This is a genomic window from Lentzea sp. NPDC102401 (genome assembly GCF_044765805.1).
GTDB classification, from domain to species: Bacteria; Actinomycetota; Actinomycetes; order Mycobacteriales; family Pseudonocardiaceae; genus Lentzea; species Lentzea sokolovensis.
In genome coordinates this window covers 83,114-100,049 of record NZ_JBIWKS010000015.1, presented here as the reverse complement: position 1 = coordinate 100,049, position 16,936 = coordinate 83,114, and the positions used below count along the sequence as shown (strand labels likewise).

15 protein-coding genes are annotated in these 16,936 nt (G+C 68.4%); 10 read left to right on the top strand and 5 right to left on the bottom strand.

Annotation, left to right across the window (positions count from 1 at the left end):
- The first annotated feature begins 7 nt into the window (after nt 1–7).
- Genes ACIRG5_RS39385 through araD form a run of 3 tightly spaced genes read left to right on the top strand, consistent with a single transcriptional unit; the run spans nt 8 to nt 3,250 of the window.
- A complete protein-coding gene (locus ACIRG5_RS39385) occupies nt 8–655 on the top strand; it encodes a GntR family transcriptional regulator (RefSeq protein WP_402914807.1) in 648 nt (215 codons plus the stop codon).
- Nucleotides 642–1,547, top strand: coding sequence for a dihydrodipicolinate synthase family protein (locus ACIRG5_RS39380; protein WP_402914805.1), 906 nt, complete (start codon nt 642–644; stop codon nt 1,545–1,547). Before ACIRG5_RS39385 ends, ACIRG5_RS39380 begins: the two co-directional genes overlap by 14 nt.
- The gene (gene araD / locus ACIRG5_RS39375; protein WP_402914802.1) at nt 1,544–3,250 is read left to right on the top strand and encodes an L-arabinonate dehydratase; all 1,707 of its coding nucleotides are present in this window, start codon (nt 1,544–1,546) and stop codon (nt 3,248–3,250) included. The genes ACIRG5_RS39380 and araD overlap by 4 nt, the downstream gene beginning before the upstream one ends.
- 3 nt (nt 3,251–3,253) lie before the next feature.
- Here the strand turns inward: araD and ACIRG5_RS39370 are convergent, their stop codons facing one another.
- Entirely contained in the window at nt 3,254–4,126 is an 873-nt protein-coding gene (locus ACIRG5_RS39370) for an alpha/beta hydrolase family protein (RefSeq protein WP_402914799.1), read from the bottom strand.
- 98 nt (nt 4,127–4,224) lie between these two features.
- Between ACIRG5_RS39370 and ACIRG5_RS39365 the strand changes: the two genes are divergently transcribed.
- Nucleotides 4,225–4,788 carry a TetR/AcrR family transcriptional regulator gene (locus ACIRG5_RS39365; RefSeq protein WP_402914797.1) on the top strand — a complete coding sequence of 188 codons (564 nt, stop codon included), beginning with the start codon at nt 4,225–4,227 and terminating at the stop codon, nt 4,786–4,788.
- Here ACIRG5_RS39365 and ACIRG5_RS39360 read toward each other — a convergent pair.
- Nucleotides 4,775–5,005 carry a hypothetical protein gene (locus ACIRG5_RS39360; protein ID WP_402914794.1) on the bottom strand — a complete coding sequence of 77 codons (231 nt, stop codon included), beginning with the start codon at nt 5,003–5,005 and terminating at the stop codon, nt 4,775–4,777. The two genes, ACIRG5_RS39365 and ACIRG5_RS39360, sit on opposite strands and share 14 nt — an antisense overlap.
- A gap of 194 nt (nt 5,006–5,199) precedes the next feature.
- Between ACIRG5_RS39360 and ACIRG5_RS39355 the strand changes: the two genes are divergently transcribed.
- Nucleotides 5,200–5,523: a hypothetical protein gene (locus ACIRG5_RS39355; protein ID WP_402914791.1), complete on the top strand. Its 324-nt coding sequence runs from the start codon at nt 5,200–5,202 to the stop codon at nt 5,521–5,523.
- Nucleotides 5,524–5,563: 40 nt separating this feature from the next.
- Here the strand turns inward: ACIRG5_RS39355 and ACIRG5_RS39350 are convergent, their stop codons facing one another.
- A complete protein-coding gene (locus tag ACIRG5_RS39350; protein WP_402914788.1) occupies nt 5,564–7,630 on the bottom strand; it encodes a PQQ-dependent sugar dehydrogenase in 2,067 nt (688 codons plus the stop codon).
- Nucleotides 7,631–7,768: 138 nt separating this feature from the next.
- Here ACIRG5_RS39350 and ACIRG5_RS39345 point away from each other — a divergent pair, with 138 nt between their 5' ends.
- Genes ACIRG5_RS39345 through ACIRG5_RS39325 form a run of 5 tightly spaced genes read left to right on the top strand, consistent with a single transcriptional unit; the run spans nt 7,769 to nt 12,747 of the window.
- Nucleotides 7,769–8,962, top strand: a complete 1,194-nt coding sequence (locus ACIRG5_RS39345; RefSeq protein WP_402914785.1) for an extracellular solute-binding protein — start codon at nt 7,769–7,771, stop codon at nt 8,960–8,962.
- The gene (locus ACIRG5_RS39340) at nt 8,959–10,005 is read left to right on the top strand and encodes an ABC transporter ATP-binding protein (RefSeq protein ID WP_402914782.1); all 1,047 of its coding nucleotides are present in this window, start codon (nt 8,959–8,961) and stop codon (nt 10,003–10,005) included. Before ACIRG5_RS39345 ends, ACIRG5_RS39340 begins: the two co-directional genes overlap by 4 nt.
- Nucleotides 10,002–10,892: an ABC transporter permease gene (locus tag ACIRG5_RS39335; RefSeq protein WP_402914780.1), complete on the top strand. Its 891-nt coding sequence runs from the start codon at nt 10,002–10,004 to the stop codon at nt 10,890–10,892. Before ACIRG5_RS39340 ends, ACIRG5_RS39335 begins: the two co-directional genes overlap by 4 nt.
- On the top strand, nt 10,889–11,713 hold the full coding sequence (locus ACIRG5_RS39330) for an ABC transporter permease (protein WP_402914777.1): 825 nt from the start codon (nt 10,889–10,891) through the stop codon (nt 11,711–11,713). The genes ACIRG5_RS39335 and ACIRG5_RS39330 overlap by 4 nt, the downstream gene beginning before the upstream one ends.
- 50 nt (nt 11,714–11,763) lie before the next feature.
- Nucleotides 11,764–12,747, top strand: a complete 984-nt coding sequence (locus ACIRG5_RS39325; protein ID WP_319978778.1) for a LacI family DNA-binding transcriptional regulator — start codon at nt 11,764–11,766, stop codon at nt 12,745–12,747.
- A gap of 210 nt (nt 12,748–12,957) precedes the next feature.
- On the opposite strand, the gene ACIRG5_RS39320 is transcribed toward ACIRG5_RS39325, so the two are convergent.
- Together ACIRG5_RS39320 and ACIRG5_RS39315 are read right to left on the bottom strand one after the other, a co-directional pair.
- A complete protein-coding gene (locus ACIRG5_RS39320; protein ID WP_402914774.1) occupies nt 12,958–14,739 on the bottom strand; it encodes an AMP-dependent synthetase/ligase in 1,782 nt (593 codons plus the stop codon).
- Nucleotides 14,740–14,781: 42 nt separating this feature from the next.
- Nucleotides 14,782–16,920, bottom strand: a complete 2,139-nt coding sequence (locus tag ACIRG5_RS39315) for a molybdopterin oxidoreductase family protein (RefSeq protein WP_402914771.1) — start codon at nt 16,918–16,920, stop codon at nt 14,782–14,784.
- Nucleotides 16,921–16,936: the final 16 nt, after the last annotated feature.

Sequence of the window (16,936 nt, the reverse complement as noted above, 5' to 3'; positions counted from 1 at the left end):
CTCATATATGATGTATGACCGGGTGGGGGCACTTCCGGCGTCCCGGACGGACTTCGTTCTGGAATCGATCAAAGAAGCGATTCTTTATGGAAAGCTGAAGCCCGGACAGGCGCTCGTCGAAACGGATCTCGCCGCGACGCTCAACGTCTCGAAGACGCCCGTGCGCGAGGCGCTCAAGACGCTCGCCGGATCAGGGCTCGTCGTGATGAGCCCGTACAAGGGGGCCACGGTCCGCACGGTCGACGCCGAGATGGCCTCGTCCGTCTACGACGTGCGGATGCTGATGGAACCCGAGGCGCTGCGCCGTTCCGTCGCGCTGGGGGCCGGCTTCGCCGAGGCCCGATCGGCGTTGGACGACACCTCTGACCTGGCCCGGCGCAGTCTGGCCAACCGCCGCTTCCACCGCGCGCTCTACGCCGGGTGCGGCAACCCGTTGCTGGTCCAGATCCTCGACGGGCTGCGCGACCAGGCCGCGTTGATCACCGTCGCGGGCTGGGGCATCAGCCCGACCTGGGACGCCGAGGACGCCGAGCACCGCGCGATCCTCGTCGCGGCCGAGGAAGGGTTCGGCGACGCCGCGGCCGACCTGCTCCGCCGCCACATCCAGACCTTCGCCGCCCGAGTAGTCGAGGAGCTTCCCGATGTCGTTCGATGACCTCACCGAACAACTGGCGTCCGTCGTGGCGATCACCGTGACCCCGTTCGACGCGGACGGGGCGATCGACGAGAAGAACTACGCCGCGATCGTGGACCGGATGGTCGACGGCGGTGTCTCGGTCGTGACGCCGAACGGCAACACGAGCGAGTTCTACACGTTGTCCTCCGCCGAGACGGAGCGCGCGCTGCAGATCACCGTGGACGCGGTCGGGGACCGTGCCTCGATCGTCGCCGGGGTCGGGCACGACCTGTCATCCGCCGTCGCCGCCGCACGGTTCGCGGATCGGGCCGGCGCTCGGGGGATCATGATCCACCAGCCGGTGCACCCGTACGTCTCGCTGGACGGGTGGGTCGACTACCACCGGGCGATCGCCTCCTCGGTGCCCGAGCTGAGCGTGGTCCTCTACGTGCGGAACCCGCGGATCGGCGGCGCGCAGATCGCCGCGCTGGCGGACGCGTGCCCGAACGTCGTCGGCGTGAAGTACGCGGTGCCGGATCCGGTCCGGTTCGCGTCGGTCGCGCGGGACGCCGGGCTGGAGCGGCTGACGTGGGTCGCCGGGCTGGCCGAGCTGTCGGCGCCGGGGTACTTCGCGGTCGGAGCTTCCGGGTTCACGTCGGGGCTCGCGAACGTCGCGCCGCAACTGTCGGTGCAGATTCTCCGGGCTCTGCAGGCTCGCGAGTTCGGTGCGGCGATGGAGATCTGGGAGTTCATCCGGAAGTTCGAGGAGATGCGGGCCGCCTCCGAGTCGGCGAACAACGTGTCGGTCGTGAAGGAAGCGTTGGCGCAGCTCGGGTTGTGCCGCCGGGACGTGCGTCCGCCTGCTTCGGTTCTGTCCGAGGCTGATCGTTCCGCCGTGGGTGTGCTGCTGAACTCGTGGAGTCTGCTGTGACCCTGCGGAGCGCTGCGTGGTTCGAGGGCGAGGGGCTGCGGGCGTTCTCACACAACGCCCGCATGCGGCAGCTCGGCATGAATCCGGGTGAGCACCTCGGCAAGCCGGTCATCGCGATCCTGAACACGTGGAGCGGCATCAACCCGTGCCACATGCATTTCCGTGAACGGGCTCAGCAGGTCGAGCGCGGGGTGTGGGAGGCGGGCGGCTACCCGTTGGAGTTCCCGGTCTCCACGCTGTCGGAGACGTATCAGAAGCCGACTCCGATGATGTACCGGAACATGCTGTCGATGGAGACCGAGGAGATCCTCCGCTCCTACCCCGTCGACGGCTGCGTGCTGATGGGCGGCTGCGACAAGACGACTCCGGCGTTGCTGATGGGCGCGGCTTCCGCCGGGCTGCCCACGGTGTTCGTGCCCGCAGGGCCGATGCTGCGCGGGAACTGGCGGGGCGAGAAGCTCGCGTCCGGCACGGACATGTGGCGGTTCTGGGACGAGAAGCGGGCGGGCACGATCTCGTCCTCGGACTGGGCGGAGATCCAGTCCGGGCTGGCCCGCTCCCCCGGCACGTGCATGACGATGGGCACCGCCTCGACGATGACGGCTGCCGCGGAGGCGTTGGGACTGACTCTGCCCGGGGCGTCGTCGATTCCGGCCGTCGACTCCGCGCACCACCGGATGGCGGCCGCGTCGGGCATGCGGGTGGTCGAGATGGTGCGCGAGGGGCTGACGATCGACGACGTGGTGTCGGCGGAGGCCTACGAGGACGCGATCCGGACCGTACTGGCGCTGGGCGGGTCGACGAACTCGTACATCCACCTGATCGCGATGGCCGGGCGGTCGCGGATCCCGTTGTCGCTGGACGACTTCGACCGGTTGTCCCGCGAGGTGCCGGTGCTGGCCTCGGTGCAGCCCGCCGGTGAGCACCTGATGGAGGACTTCTACTACGCGGGCGGGCTGCGCGGGCTGCTGTCGCGGTTGCGGGAGTCGTTGCACCTCAAGCGGATCACCGTGACGGGGCGGACGTTCGGCGAGGACCTCGAAGGCGCCGAGGTGCACGACTCCTCCGTGATCCGGGCTCTGGACGACCCGATCTCCCCTGAGGGCGGACTGGCTGTGCTGCGGGGCAATCTGGCTCCTGACGGCGCTGTGATCAAGTACGTGGCGGCTGATCCCGCGTTGTGGCGGCACACCGGGCCCGCCGTGGTCTTCCACGGCTACCAGGATCTACAGGCACGGATCAATGACGCTTCGCTGGCGGTCACGAAGGATTCGGTGATCGTGCTGGCCGGTGGCGGCCCGAAGGGCGGGCCCGGCATGCCGGAATACGGGATGCTGCCCATCCCGGACAAGCTGCTGCGCGAGGGTGTCCGGGACATGGTGCGCGTGTCTGACGCGCGGATGAGCGGAACTTCTTACGGCGCATGCGTTCTGCACGTGGCACCAGAGGCGCACATCGGCGGGCCGCTGGCGTTGGTGCGGGACGGCGACCTCGTGACGCTGGACGTCGAGGCGCGGGTGTTGCGCGTGGAGATCTCCGACGAGGAGATGGCGCGTCGCCGGGACGCGTGGACACCGCTGCCGCCGAAGTTCGAACGCGGGTACGGCGCTTTGTACTACGAGCACATCACGCAGGCCAACGAGGGCTGCGACTTCGAGTTCCTGTCACGCCCCGGAACGAATCCGGAGCCCAACGCGCTTTGAGTCCTATTTGGACTCGATCCGGCCCTGCTCGGTGGCCACGTCCTGCCAGTCGGTGGTCCCGAGCAGCTGACCGCGCAGGTAGGCCGTGGTGAGCTGCTGCACGACCGCGACCCGTTCGGGACTCTCGTCCGTGGTCTCGGCGACGTCGTACCCGGAGACGCCGCCGAACCCGTGCTCCGCGCCGAACAGCGTGAGCAGGTGCTTCGGGCCGGGCGCCAGGTGGTACGGGTCGGCGTGCCAGTCCGGCCCCATGGTGGTCAGGTGCGCGGAGGCGTCCGCGTCGCCGGCGACCACGAGCGCGGGCGTGGTCATCTCGCTGAAGTCCGTGGTCTGCATGAAGGGGTAGTTCTCCTTCACCAGGTCGGCGACGGCGTCGCCCCTGCCGATCGAGCCGAGCAGCACGCCTGCCTTGATCCGGTCGTCCCGCAGACTCACGCCCTCGGTCTTCATGCCCAGCAGCAGGCCAGCGGTGTGTCCGCCCATCGAATGGCCGACGACGGCGATCTTGCTGCGGTCCCAGCGGTTCTGCAGCTGCGGCACGACCTTCTCGATCTCGTCGAGCCGGTCGATGAGGTGCGACATGTCCTCGGCCCGTTCCCGCCAGAACATCGGCGCGCCGGGCGTGGTGGCGGGCAGGTTCAAGCTTCGGGAGCTGAGGTGGGTCGGCTGCAGGACGACGAAGCCCTGCTCGGCCCAGTGGTTCGCGAGCGGGGCGTAGCCGTTCAGCGAGGACAGGTGGTTCGAGTAGCCCTGCCCGTGCGAGAGCAGCAGGATCGGCAGGCCGGCGCCCTCGGTCGGCGCGGAGACCTTCACCTGCAGGTCGACGGGCCTGCCGGGAACGTCGAGAACGACGGGGCTCACCGTGAAGACGGTCATGGGGGTTCCCTTCGGGTACAGTCACTCAAGCGGAGCGACGTTCCGGAACGATACGGAGCACTGTTCCGCTTTGTCAACCGTCCGCGAAGGGAGCGCGCGTGCCACCACGCAAGCGAGCCGACGCCGTGCGCAACGAGCAGACCCTGCTCGCGGCCGCGGCCGAGGTGTTCGTCAGGTCCGGCGTCGACGCGCCGATCCGCGAGATCGCCGCCGAGGCCGGCGTCGGCATGGGCACGATCTACCGCCACTTCCCCACTCGCGCGGACCTCGTCGTGGCCGTCTACCGGCACCAGGTCGAGGCGTGCGCGGAAGCGGGCCCGGCCCTGCTGTCCACTTCGGACTCGGCGTTCGCGGCCCTGCGGGCGTGGATCGACCTGTTCGTGGACTTCCTGGTGACCAAGCACGGGCTGGCGAACGCGCTGCAGTCGGACAGCAGCGGATTCGAGTCGCTGCACGCGTACTTCCTGGACCGGCTCGGGCCGGTGTGCGAGTCGCTGCTCTCGGCTGCGGCCGAGGCCGGGGAGATCCGCGACGACGTGCGGCCGTACGAGCTGATGCGCGGCATCGGGAACCTGTGCATCGGGCGCGACGACGACCCGCGCTACGACCCGCGGCGACTGATCTCGTTGCTGCTGAACGGGTTGACGGTCAGAAGATCTTGACGATGCGGTCGATGCCGTTCTCGTCGCGCACCACGAGTTCCCTGCCCTCGCGCATCTGCGCCTCCAGGAACTCGTAGAGCTGCACGGCCCGGTTGACGATGTCGACCTTCTTCATGCCGGTGCGCGCCTGGAGCTTGCCCAGCGCGGCAGCCGAGTCCGCGATCAACGCGACGTTGACGCGCTCGACGACGGCCGGCTTGCCCTGCTCGGTTCCCATGCGCCCATCCTTGCACATTTTTGACACAGAAAATGTGGCGAATCGGTTGCGGAAGACCGGCGGTGCGGCGTTATCCTGAGGACGGACCGCGACGCGACGTTTGGCGCTGGGGGGAGCGAAACATCGCGACACGGTCCCCCGGTCGCCGCGTTCAGGGCGAGCGCAACGGTTGTGCCGGGTAGAGGGAGACACTTGTGAACACAGGTGTTGTGACTCCGGACCTGGGCGAGCCGGAGCCGAACGACGAGCCTGGCGACACGGCACAGCTGCGCATCGAGTTCGACGACAAAGCCGTGGACGTGAGAGGACCGTCGGGCCGGTTGCACGAACTGACCGACTCGATGTCGCTGACCGTCGCCACCATCGGTGGCACGGCCGGGCCGACGCTGGCGTTGGGAGCGCTTCCCGACGGAACTCCGGTGTGGGCGACGGGGGCCGTGGTCGGCGCGCAGCTGGTGTTCCTGGCGTACGTGGTCACGACGATCTTCGTGCGCCGGCGGCGGACCCGGTCCGCCTGATGATGAGGGGCACTCCGCGTGGAGTGCCCCTCAAGGCGTTCTAGTTCAGTGCCACCTTCAGCAACTTGGTGGAGCTGTTGCCTGCCGTGGAGTCCTTGTCCCCGTTGGACGTCGTGACCCACAGCGACCCGTCCGGAGCGGGCTCGGGAGTGCGGAGCCGGCCGTACGTGCCCTGGAAGTGCGATGTCGTGGTGCCGACCGACGAGCCGCTGATCTGCATGCGGTACAGCCGCTCGCCGCGCAACGCCGCCAGGAACAGCACGTCGTTCACGATCGCGAGGCCCGAGGGCGAGGCCGAGCCGACCGAGAAGGTCTTCTTCGGTGCCACGTAACCGCCGCAGGAACCCGACGTTCCCTCGCAGGACGGCCAGCCGTAGTTGCCGCCCTTCTGCAGCAGGTTGACCTCGTCCATGTTCGAGTTGCCGAGCTCCGCCTGCCACATGCGGCCCTGCGAGTCCGTGGCGAGGCCCTGGACGTTGCGGTGACCGTAGGTCCAGACGTAGCGGGCGTTGCCGCCCTCACTGAAGAACGGGTTGTCGGACGGCGCGGAGCCGTCCGGGTTCAGGCGCAGGACCTTGCCACCCAGGTTCTGCTTGTTCTGGGCGTTCGCGCCGTTCTGGCCGTCGCCGGTGCCCGCGTAGAGCTTGCCGTCGGCGCCGAAGCGCAGGCGGCCACCGTTGTGGAACTTGTTGCGCGGGATGCCGGTCAGCAACGTCGTCCAGCCGGTCAGGGTGTTGCCCTCGATCTTCGCGCGCACGATCCGGTTGTCGCCGGAAGCCGTGTGGTAGACGTAGATCAGGCCGTCCGCGGCGAACGTCGGTGAGAGCTCGATGCCCAGCAGGCCGCCCTCGCCGTTGGTGCCGGAGACGCCGGGAACCTTGCCCAGCGTGGTCTTCTGGCCGGAAGGCGTGATGCGCACGATGTCCTGCGCGTCGCGGCGCGAGTAGACGCCGTCGCCGTTGGGCAGGAACGCGAGGCCCCAGGGGACGTCGTTGTCGGTCGCGATCTGCGTGACGGCACCGACCTGGTCGCCGCCGGACCTGGTGCGCGCGGTCAGCTCGTTCGACGCGGGTGAGGCGTTGCCGACGGCGTCGAAGGCCTTGACGGTGAACCTGTAGTCCGTGTTCGCCTTGAGGCCGCCGATCGTGGCCGATGTCGAGGTGGAGTCGCCGACCTTCGCACCGGCGCTGTAGACCTCGTACCGCGTCACGCCGATGTTGTCGGTCGACGCGTCCCACGCCAGTGACACCGAGTTCGCGGTCTGCGCCGGGGAACGGAGGTTCTTCGGCGCGGTCGGCGGGATCGGGTCGTCCTGGGCGGGCGGGGTCTTGAACTCCGCGGTGCTGGAGGCCTGCGAGATGTTGCCGGCCGCGTCCTTCGCGTTGACGTAGAAGCCGTACGTGGTGTTCGGCTTCAGGTCCGTCATCGTGGTGGACGTGCCGGGCACGGACTTCACGAACTGGCCCAGGTTGTAGATCTCGTACGACGTCACGGCGACGTTGTCCGTCGACGGCTCCCAGGTCAGCTTCGCCGAGTCGGGCTTGACGTCCGACGCGACGAGGTTCGCGGGCGCGCTCGGCGGTTCGGCGTCGGCCGGGCCGGTGTTGCCGAAGACCTGGAACTCCTGCAGGGAGTAGCCGTACGACGTGCCGGTGCGGCAGCGCGTGGTGCCGTAGACGCGGACGTAACGGCCGCGGCCGGTGACCGTCAGGTCCTCGACGCCGCCCTTGCCGTCGGCGGTGGTGTGGATCGGTGTCCACGTGGAGTCGTTGTCCGAGGTCTCGACCCGGTACGCCTTGGCGCACGAGAGGTCCCACTGCAGCCGGACGCGACTGATGGTCGCGGACGCGCCGAGGTCGACGCGGATCCAGGCCGGATCGGTGTTCGACTTGCTGGCCCAGCGCGTCGCCGCGTTGCCGTCGACGGCGTTGCGAGGTGCGTAGTTCGCGCCGCCGGAAGCCGACTCGGTCGCCGGTTTTCCTTGGGACAGCAGGACATCCGCGGCGGAGGCTGAAGGCGCGGCGGAGACGAGCGAGCTCATCGCCACTGCGAGTGCGGTGACCAGGATGCCGGTTCTCGCCGGCAACCGCCGTGAACGGGGTGCCACAGAAGCCTCCCACTTTCGTTGGGAACGGATTGTGCGGCGGCGGCATTGCGTTCGACCCGGCGGCGGGTGTACGAGTGTTACAGAAAAACCGTAAACGTTTTCGCGCGCCAGGTCCAGAGTCAGTTAGGGAGCCATGAGATGCGCTGGACAATGAAGTTGCGGCTCGTCATCCCCGCCTTCCTGCTCGTCACGGCGTGTGGTGCGCCGGAAGTCCCCCAGGCGCAGGACGCGCCCTCCTCCGTCCCGGACAAGCCGTCGAAACCGGTCGAGCTGAACGTGCTCGACGTCGCCGGCAACCTGCAGCTCACGCAGGGCATGATCGACGATTTCGTCAAGGCGCATCCCGACGTCGTGTCGAAGGTGAACGCCACCAAGGCGACGGCGCCGGACATGCCGGGCAAGCTGAAGGCCGAGCAGAACTCGGGCACCTCGCAGACCCATCTGGTGCTTACCGGAACCGATGGCCTGGCAAGCGTCATCGAGCAGAAACTCGTCCACACCGTGCTCCCCGAATATTCGGCGAAGCTCCCGAAGCTCGAAGACGTGTACCTTCCTGCCGCCAACGAGATGCAGAAGCTGGCGCAGAACCAGGGCGTCGCGATCACCTACTACCCGGCGGGCCCGCTGCTCGAGTACGACCCGGCGAAGGTACCGACTCCCCCGTCGTCTCCTGCCGAGTTGCTGGAGTGGGCGAAGGCGCACCCCGGCAAGTTCCAGTACGCGCGGCCAGCGAACTCCGGTCCCGGCAGGACGTTCCTCATGGGACTGCCGTACCTGTTGGGGGACAAAGATCCCAAGGACCCGGAGAACGGCTGGGACAAAACCTGGGCGTACCTGAAGGACCTCGGCCAGTACGTCGACAACTACCCCGGCGGCACGACCGACGTCATGAAGAACCTCGCGAACGGCACTTCGTGGATGGTCGCCTCGACCACCGGCTGGGACATCAACCCGCGCGTGCTCGGTTCGGTGCCGGAGGGCATGAAGATCGCGACGTTCAAGGACTTCCACTGGGTCACCGACGCGCACTACGCCGTGATCCCCAAGGGCGTCTCGGCGGACGTGCTGTCGGCGAACCTGGCGCTGATCAAGTTCATGCTGGAGCCGCGGCAGCAGGCCAAGGCCTACGACAAGGGCTACTTCTACCCCGGTCCCGCGGTCAAGGGCGTCACGCTGGACATGGCGCCGAAGGAGTCACAGGAGGCCATCGCGAAGTTCGGCCGCGCCGAGTACGACAGGTTGATCGAGGAGAACCCGAAGGAGCAGTCGCTGCCGGCCACGGCTCAGGTGAAGGCGTTCCAGCGGTGGGACCGAGAGATCGGCAAGAAGTGAGGTTCGCCGAACTGCACCTGGACCACGTGCGGCGGGCGTTCGGTGACACCGTCGCCCTGCAGGGCATGGATCTCACGATCAAGGGCGGCGAGTTCGTCGCCCTGCTCGGGCCGTCCGGGTGCGGGAAGTCGACGGCGCTGAACTGCCTGGCGGGCCTGCTGCCGCTCACCGGCGGGCGGATCACGCTGGACGGCAAGCGGATCGACGACCTGCCGCCGGAGAAGCGCGGGTTCGGCATGGTGTTCCAGAACTACGCGCTGTTCCCGCACATGTCGGTGCGGCGCAACATCGCGTTCGGGCTGTCCATGCGCAGGACTCCCAAGGCCGAGCTGAACCGGCGGGTGGACGAGGCCGTGCGACTCGTGCAACTGGAGGAGCACCAGCACAAGTTCCCGGCCCAGCTTTCCGGCGGGCAGCAGCAACGGGTGGCGATCGCCCGCGCGATCGTGCTGGAACCGCCACTGGTGCTGATGGACGAACCGCTGTCCAATCTGGACGCGGCGCTGCGGCTGGAGATGCGCACGGAGATCCGGCGGCTGCACCAGTCGCTCGGGCTCACCACCGTCTACGTCACGCACGACCAGGAGGAGGCGCTGGCCCTCGCCGACCGGCTCGTGGTCCTGCGGCTGGGCGAGGTGCAGCAGGTCGGCTCACCGGAGGAGGTCTACGCGCACCCGGTGAACCGGTACGTCGCCGGGTTCATGGGCTACCGCAACATGATCCCGGTGACCGTCGCCTCCCAGGACGGCGAACGCACGACCGTCCACACCGGAGACGGAGTGAAGCTCGTCGGCGTCAATCGGGAGGAGCTCGGGCTGGAGGCCGTGGCGGCGGTGCGGCCAGAGGACTTCACCGTCGGGGAATCCGGGGAGAACAGGCTCGAAGCGGTGGTCGAGATCGTCGAGTACCACGGGCGGGAGCAGGCGGTGGAGGCCCGGCTGCGCGACGGTTCGCCGTTGCACGTCCGCACGAACTCGCGGCTGGCGCCCGGCGACACGATCATGCTGACGGTTCCCGTCGAACGCGTGCTGGTGTTCTCGTGACGGCCCTGTTGGAGAGGGCCTCGCTGAAGCACCGGCTCGCCGAGAAGGGCGTCGACCGCGTGCTGTGGCTGCTGGTGCCGGGCGCGGTCTTCGTGGTGCTGCTGTTCGTCTACCCGTTCCTGTACGGGTTGCAGCTGTCGTTCCAGCCCAAGGGCGGCGGCAGCCCGTTCCAGAACTACATCACCTTCTTCTCCGACCCCTACCTGGCGGAGACCGTCTGGATCACGCTGCGGCTGGGGCTGCCCGCGGCGTTGTTCAACGTGCTGGCGTCCATCCCGATCGCGTTCCGGATGCGCGGGCGGTTCCGGGGCAAGCGGGCGCTCACGACGGTGCTGGTCGTCCCGATCACGCTCGGCACCGTGCTGACGGCAGAAGGACTGCTCGCGTTCTTCGGGCCCGCCGGGTGGTTCAACCGCATCTGGACGGCGCTGGGCGCGGACGAACCGGCGAAGCTCACCCACAACTACTGGGGTGTGCTGTTCAGCCTGGTCATCACCGGGTTCCCGTTCGCGTTCCTGCTGACGCTGTCGTACCTCTCCGGCATCGACCCGACGCTGGAACAGGCCGCGGCGACGCTGGGCGCGTCAAGGCGGCAGCGGTTCCGGACGATCACCATGCCGTTGCTGGCACCGGGGCTCGCCGTCACGTTCTGCCTGTCGTTCGTGCTGGCGTTCAGCGTGTTCCCGAGCGCGGTCATGGTCGGTGATCCGGTCGGCGAGACGCACGTGATGTCGATCGCCGCGTACGAGACGGCGTTGCGGGACAACGACTTCGCGCTGGGCTCGGCGATCGCGATGCTGATGGCGCTGGTGATGCTGATCGTGATCGGCGTGGTGCTGATCTGGCGCACGTCCCTGTACCGCGGCGCGACGGGAGGCAAGGGATGAGGCTCACCGCTCGGCCCGTCGTGTGGCTGACCTGGGGTGCGTTGATCTTCTTCATGCTCAACCTGGCCGGCATCGTCGGCGCGGTCGTCACGAACTCGTTCGCGGAGACGTGGTTCGGCACCTGGCTGCCCGACGGCTACACGGGCAAGTGGTACGGCGAGGCGTGGCGCGACTACCGGCTGCTGGACGTGCTGGTCGTGACGTTCCAGGTCGCGCTTTCGGTCGTGGTCGTCTCCGTCCTCATCGGAGTTCCCACGGCCTACGCGCTGGCACGACGCAACTTCCCCGGCAAGAAGTTGCTCAACGTGCTGTTCCTGCTGCCGATCCTGATGCCGCCGATGACGTACGGCATCCCGCTCGCGACGGTGCTGTACAAGTTCCACCTGGCGGGCAGCATGGCCGGCGTGATCGCGGCGAACCTCGTGCCGGCCGTGCCGTTCGTCGTGCTGACGATGACGCCGTTCATCGAGCAGATCGACACGAAGATCGAGTCGGCGGCGCGGATGTGCGGCGCCTCGACGTTCGCGATCTTCACCCGCGTGCTGGCGCCGCTGCTCGTGCCGGGCGTCCTCGCGGCGTCGATCCTGGTGCTGGTGAGGACGGTCGGCATGTTCGAGCTGACGTTCCTCACGGCGGGCCCGACCAGCCAGACCCTGGTCGTGTCGCTGTACGAGGCCATGTCGTCAGCGGGCATCCGGCCACAGCAGATGGTCGACTCGATGGCGGTGATCTACACGGGGTCGATGTTGGTGTTGCTGGTGGTCGCGCTTAGGTTTGTGAACCCGACCCAGCTCGTGACGAGACTCAAGGACCCTGCTTGACACCTGACCCGTCATGATTGTTTCAACCGGCAGTTGAGGGTGAGGTATCCGTGGCAGTCACCATCCGCGACGTGGCTCGCAGGGCGCACGTATCGGTGGCCACCGTTTCGCGTGCGCTGACGTCTCCCGAGCTCGTGCGCCCGGAGACCAGATCGCGTGTGCTGGCTGCCGCGACCGAGCTCGGCTACCAGCCCAACCGGGCTGCCCGCGGGCTCATCACGGGCAAGACGGGCAACATCGGCATCGTCGTGCCCGACCTCGACAACCCGTTCTTCACGGGCGTGCTCAAGGCCGTGCAGGCGCGGGCGATGCAGGCCGACTACGCGGTGTTCGTGGCGGACAGCGACGAGGACCCGGTCGCCGAGGCGAAGCTCGTGCACGCGATGGCGAAGCAGGTCGACGGCGTCGTGCTGTGCGCACCGGGCCTGGAGGACTCCCAGGTCTACGAGGTGGCCGGTGCGACGTCGCTGGTGCTGCTGAACCGGCGCCTGCCCGGCGTGCCCGCCGCGTTGATGGACTCGGCGGGCGGGATGCACGCCGTCATCGACCACCTCGTCGCATTGGGACACCACCGGATCGCTTACCTCAACGGGCCTCGCACCTCGTGGTCCAACCAGGAGCGTCGCCGCGGGCTGATGAAGGCGGTCGCACAGCACAAGGTGGACCTGGTCGACCTCGGCCCGTTCGCGCCGCGCTACGAGGGCGGTCTGCAGGCGGCCGATCTGGCCGTGGCGGCCGACACGACGGCGATCGTGGCCTACAACGACATCATGGCGCTGGGCGTGCTGGCACGGCTGCGGGATCGCGGCATCTCCGTGCCCGGTGACGTGTCGGTGACCGGGTTCGACGATCTCACGTACGCCGCGCTGTGCTCGCCCGCGTTGACAACGGTGGCAATGCCGGTGGCGCAGGCCGGCCGCACCGCCGTGAACCTCCTGCTCGACTGGCTGGACTCGGACAACACCGAGGTGCCGCAGATCGTGGCGGAGACGCAACTGATCGTGCGCGGCACCACCACGCCCCCTCGGAAATGAAAAGTGCCGTGGCCCGAAAGGGAGCCACGGCACTGGAAGCAAGGCGGCCCCGGCAGGGCGTCTGGGGGGAGTACGCCTGAGCCGGGGCCGCGAAGCGGCTGGGCCCGAGGGGGGAGGGGGCCTAGCGCCGCTTGGTGTCCCACTCTGCCCTGAGCGGAAGAATTCCGCCAGGGTGGATGTACCTGTTTTTGGATTTCTCGTACGTACGGGTTACTCGTAGAGCCCTTCGTACAACCCAGAGTGAAGGCGATGTACAACGTTGCGTTTGACCTTCAACGTCGGGGTGAGCTCCCCTTCCTCCTGCGACAGGTCCCTGGTGAGCAGCACGAACTTCTTCACCTGGGAAACACTGGCGAAGTGCGAGTTGGTTTCGTCGACAACTTCCTGCACGAGAGTTCGCACGTCCGGGTGACCCACCAATGATTCGACGTCGGACGGAAGTCCACGCGCCGTCGCCCACGGCACGATCTCGTCCGCATCGAGTGTGATCAGCGCCACACAGTACGGCTTGCGGTCGCCGAACAGGACGGCGTGCGAGATCCAGCGGGACTGGCGCAGCACGTTCTCCACGTTCGCGGGCGCGATGTTCTTGCCGCCCGCGGTGATGATGATGTCCTTCTTGCGGCCGGTGATCGTCACGAAGCCGTCCGCGTCGATCTCGCCCAGGTCACCGGTGTGCAGCCAGCCGTCCCGCAGCGTCTCGGCGGTGGCCTCGTCGTTGCGCCAGTAGCCCGCGAAGACGTGCGGGCCGCGCATCAGCAGTTCGCCGTCCTCCCCCAGCGACATCTCCAGGCCCGCCACGCCGGACGCGCCGACCGAACCGAGCTTGAAGCGGCCGAGCGTGTTGATGGTGCCCACGGCCGTGGACTCGGTCATGCCGTAGCCCTCCAGCACCGGCACGCCGGCCGCGTGGAAGAACTGCAGCACCTCACGCGAGATCGGCGCGGCGCCGGACAGCGCCTGCACGAGCCGGCCGCCGAACACCGCGCGCACGTTGGCGAACAGCGCGTCGACCTGGTCGAAGGCCGCCGCCATTTCCGGCGGTACCGATTCACCCGCCGAACGCCTGCGCCGCACTTCCAGACCGAGCGTCACGGCCTGCGCGAGCTGCTCCGGGGGCACGTTCGACGTGACGAACGTGTAGATCTTCTCGAAAATGCGCGGCACCGAAGGCAGGAACGTCGGCCGGACCTCGGCCAGTTCCGGCACGATCGCCTTCATGTCGCCGCCGAAGTAGGCCAGCGCACCGCCGCGGTACATCGTTCCGAACATGATGATCTGGGCGAAGACGTGCGCGAGCGGCAGGAACAGGTAAACGGTTCCGGTCATCGCGTCGATGCGGGCTTCTTCCGCGACACGACAAAGTGCGACCCAGTTCGCGTTGGTGAGAACGCAGCCCTTGGGCGGGCCGGTGGTGCCCGAGGTGTAGATGATCAGACTCGGGTCCTCCGGCCTGATCGCGGCGCGGCGGGCGTCCAGCACGTCGGCCAGCGGCGAGGTGCGCCCGGTGTCCTGCAGATCCGCGATCCTCGGCCGGTCGCCGGCGGGGTCGATCGAGAACACCGAGCGCAGTTCGGGCAGTTCGGTGCCGACGACCTCGACCTTGACGCACTGCTCCTCGTTCTCCGCCACCACGATCGACGCGCCGGAGTCGCCGACCACCCAGGCGATCTCCTCGGACGTGCTCGACGGGTAGATCGGCACGATGATGCCGCCCGCCGCGAGCACGGCCAGTTCGACCGCCGTCCACTCCGGACGGGTGTTCGCGAGCACGCAGACCCGGTCGCCCGCCTCCAGTCCGGCGTGGACGAACCCGGACGCGAGGTCCAGCACCAGTTCGGAGATCTCGGCGTAGGTCTGCTCGCGCCACTGTCCGTCCTGCTTGAACCGCCACGCCACCGCGTCGCCGTACGCCTGCTCCGCGAGGAACGGCAGGTCGGCTATCCGGCGGATGGTCTGCACCGCGTTCGGGATGGTGACACCGGCGGTCATGGCGGCTCCTAGACGCACTGAGTGTTTCAAACGGAAAGGGCTTCAGGCGGGCACGACCTGCACGCGGGTGCCGTTCAGCACGGCGGTGCCCGAGAGCGGGTCGATGCGGAGGTCGTCGGTGAGGAGGTTGACGTTCACGCCGGCGTGCTCACTTGCGACGGTGAGCCGCGTGCCGGGCTGATCGTGGCCCCAGCCGTGCGGCATCGAGACGACGCCGGGCGCGATGTCGGCGGTGACCTCGACCAGCACCTCGATCTTGCCGACGCGCGAGGTCACCTGGGCGGACCTGCCGTCTTGCAGCCCGAGCCGGTCCGCGTCGCCGGGATTGACCAGCAGCGTGCACAACGGCTTGCCCTTCACCAGCGCGGGCACGTTGTGCATCCAGGAGTTGTTGGTGCGCAGGTGCCTGCGGCCGACGAGCACCAGTTCGGTCTCGCGGGCTCCCAGGGCCTCCCGGACGCGCGGCAGGTCGTCCATGATCGGCCGCGGGGTCAGTTCGACCTTCCCGGACGGCGTGCGCAGGATCTCTGGCAGGCGCGAGGTGAGCGGGCCGAGGTCGATGCCGTGCGGGTGGTCGAGCAGTTGCCGCAGCGACACCCCGTACGCGCCGGTGCGGAGTTTGAGGTCCAGCAGGCGTTCCTCGCGCGTCTCGCCCTCGGGTTCGAAGTCGGCGCCGGCCTTCTTCTTCAGGTCGGCCAGCTGGAACGCGGCGATGGCGTCGAGATCCGCCACCGGGCCCAGTCCGCCCAGGATCGTCGCGAGCCGGAAGAAGATGTCCGTCTCGTCGACCCTGCCCTCCTCCAACGGGATCGCGGCGCGCGAGTACTTCGCGACGTTGCGCACCGAGTTGTTGAGGAACGCGATGTCGTAGTGGTCGCGGCGGGACGGCGGCGGCGTCGGCAGGATGACGTCCGCGTGCCTCGTCGTCTCGTTGAGGTACGGGTCGACGCTGACCATGAAGTCCAATGAGGACAGCGCGTCGTTCACCCGGGCCGAGTTCGGCAGCGACAGCGCGGGGTTGCCGCCGATCGTGAACAGCGCCCGCACCTGGCCCTCGCCGGGCGTCTCGATCTCGTCGACCATCGTCACGGCCGGGTACTCCCCCATGACCTCGGGGTGTCCCTTGACCCGGCTGTGCCAGCGGCCGATGCCGAAACCCTTGCCGCTGCCCGTTCCACGCCTGCTGTGCGCGGGCAGCGGCCACATCACGCCACCGGGCCGGTCGAGGTTGCCGGTGAGGACGTTGAGCGTGTCGACCGCCCAGGACGCGACCGTGCCGAACTCGACGGTCGTCGTGCCGATCCGGCCGTAGACCGCGGCGCGTTCGGCTTCAGCCAACAGCCTTGCCAGCGCACGGATCGTGTCGGCGTCGATGCCGGTGCGTTCGGCGACGGCGTCCGGGCTGAACGCCTCGACGTGCGCGCGGATCGCGGTGTGGTCGGTGACGTGTCCGGCGAGGTCCTTGAGATCGACCAGGTCCTGCGCGAACAGCTCGTGGATCAACGCCAGCAGCAGGAACACGTCGGTGCCCGGCCGGATCACGACGTGCTGGTCGGCGGCCTGCGCGGTGCGGCTGCGGCGCGGATCGACGACGACGAACGCGCCGCCGCGTTTCCGCAGGTCCCTGAACCGGCCCGGCACGTCGGGGACCGTCCACAGGCTGCCGTTGGACGAGAACGGGTCCGCGCCCAGGACCAGCATGAAGTCGGTGCGGTCGATGTCGGGCACCGGGATCGAGAAGACGCTGCCGTACATGTGGCCGCACTGGACGTGCTTGGGCATCTGGTCGACGGTGCTGGCGGTGAAGACGTTGCGGCTGCCCAGGGCCTTGCGCAGTGGTCCGGCGTAGAGGCCGCCGGCGAGCGAGTGGACGACCGGGTTGCCGAGGTACATCGCGACGGAATTGCGGTCGGGGAAGTCCTTCAGGCGTTCGTCGACGTACGCGAAGGCCTCCTCCCAGGTCGCTTCCTGGAACTCGCCGTCGCGCTTGATCAGCGGGGTGCTCAGGCGGTCCGGGTCGGCGTCGAGCGTGCCGAGCGAGGCGCCCTTGGGGCAGAGGAAGCCGCGGCTGAACTCGTCCTCGCGGTCGCCGCGGACCTTCGTGATGCGGTCTCCCTCGACCGTCAGCTCCAGCCCGCACGTCGCTTCGCAGAGCGGGCAGGTCGTGAACACGGTCCTCATGGGTCCCCTTAAGCGG

Coding starts and splice junctions, on each gene's coding strand:
- ACIRG5_RS39380 (WP_402914805.1), top strand. CDS start 642: ATGTCGTTCGATGACCTCACCGAACAACTGGCGTCCGTCGTGGCGATC.
- ACIRG5_RS39330 (WP_402914777.1), top strand. CDS start 10,889: ATGAGGCTCACCGCTCGGCCCGTCGTGTGGCTGACCTGGGGTGCGTTG.
- ACIRG5_RS39320 (WP_402914774.1), bottom strand. CDS start 14,739: ATGACCGCCGGTGTCACCATCCCGAACGCGGTGCAGACCATCCGCCGG.
- ACIRG5_RS39360 (WP_402914794.1), bottom strand. CDS start 5,005: ATGGGAACCGAGCAGGGCAAGCCGGCCGTCGTCGAGCGCGTCAACGTC.
- ACIRG5_RS39370 (WP_402914799.1), bottom strand. CDS start 4,126: ATGACCGTCTTCACGGTGAGCCCCGTCGTTCTCGACGTTCCCGGCAGG.
- ACIRG5_RS39385 (WP_402914807.1), top strand. CDS start 8: ATGATGTATGACCGGGTGGGGGCACTTCCGGCGTCCCGGACGGACTTC.
- ACIRG5_RS39315 (WP_402914771.1), bottom strand. CDS start 16,920: ATGAGGACCGTGTTCACGACCTGCCCGCTCTGCGAAGCGACGTGCGGG.
- ACIRG5_RS39345 (WP_402914785.1), top strand. CDS start 7,769: ATGCGCTGGACAATGAAGTTGCGGCTCGTCATCCCCGCCTTCCTGCTC.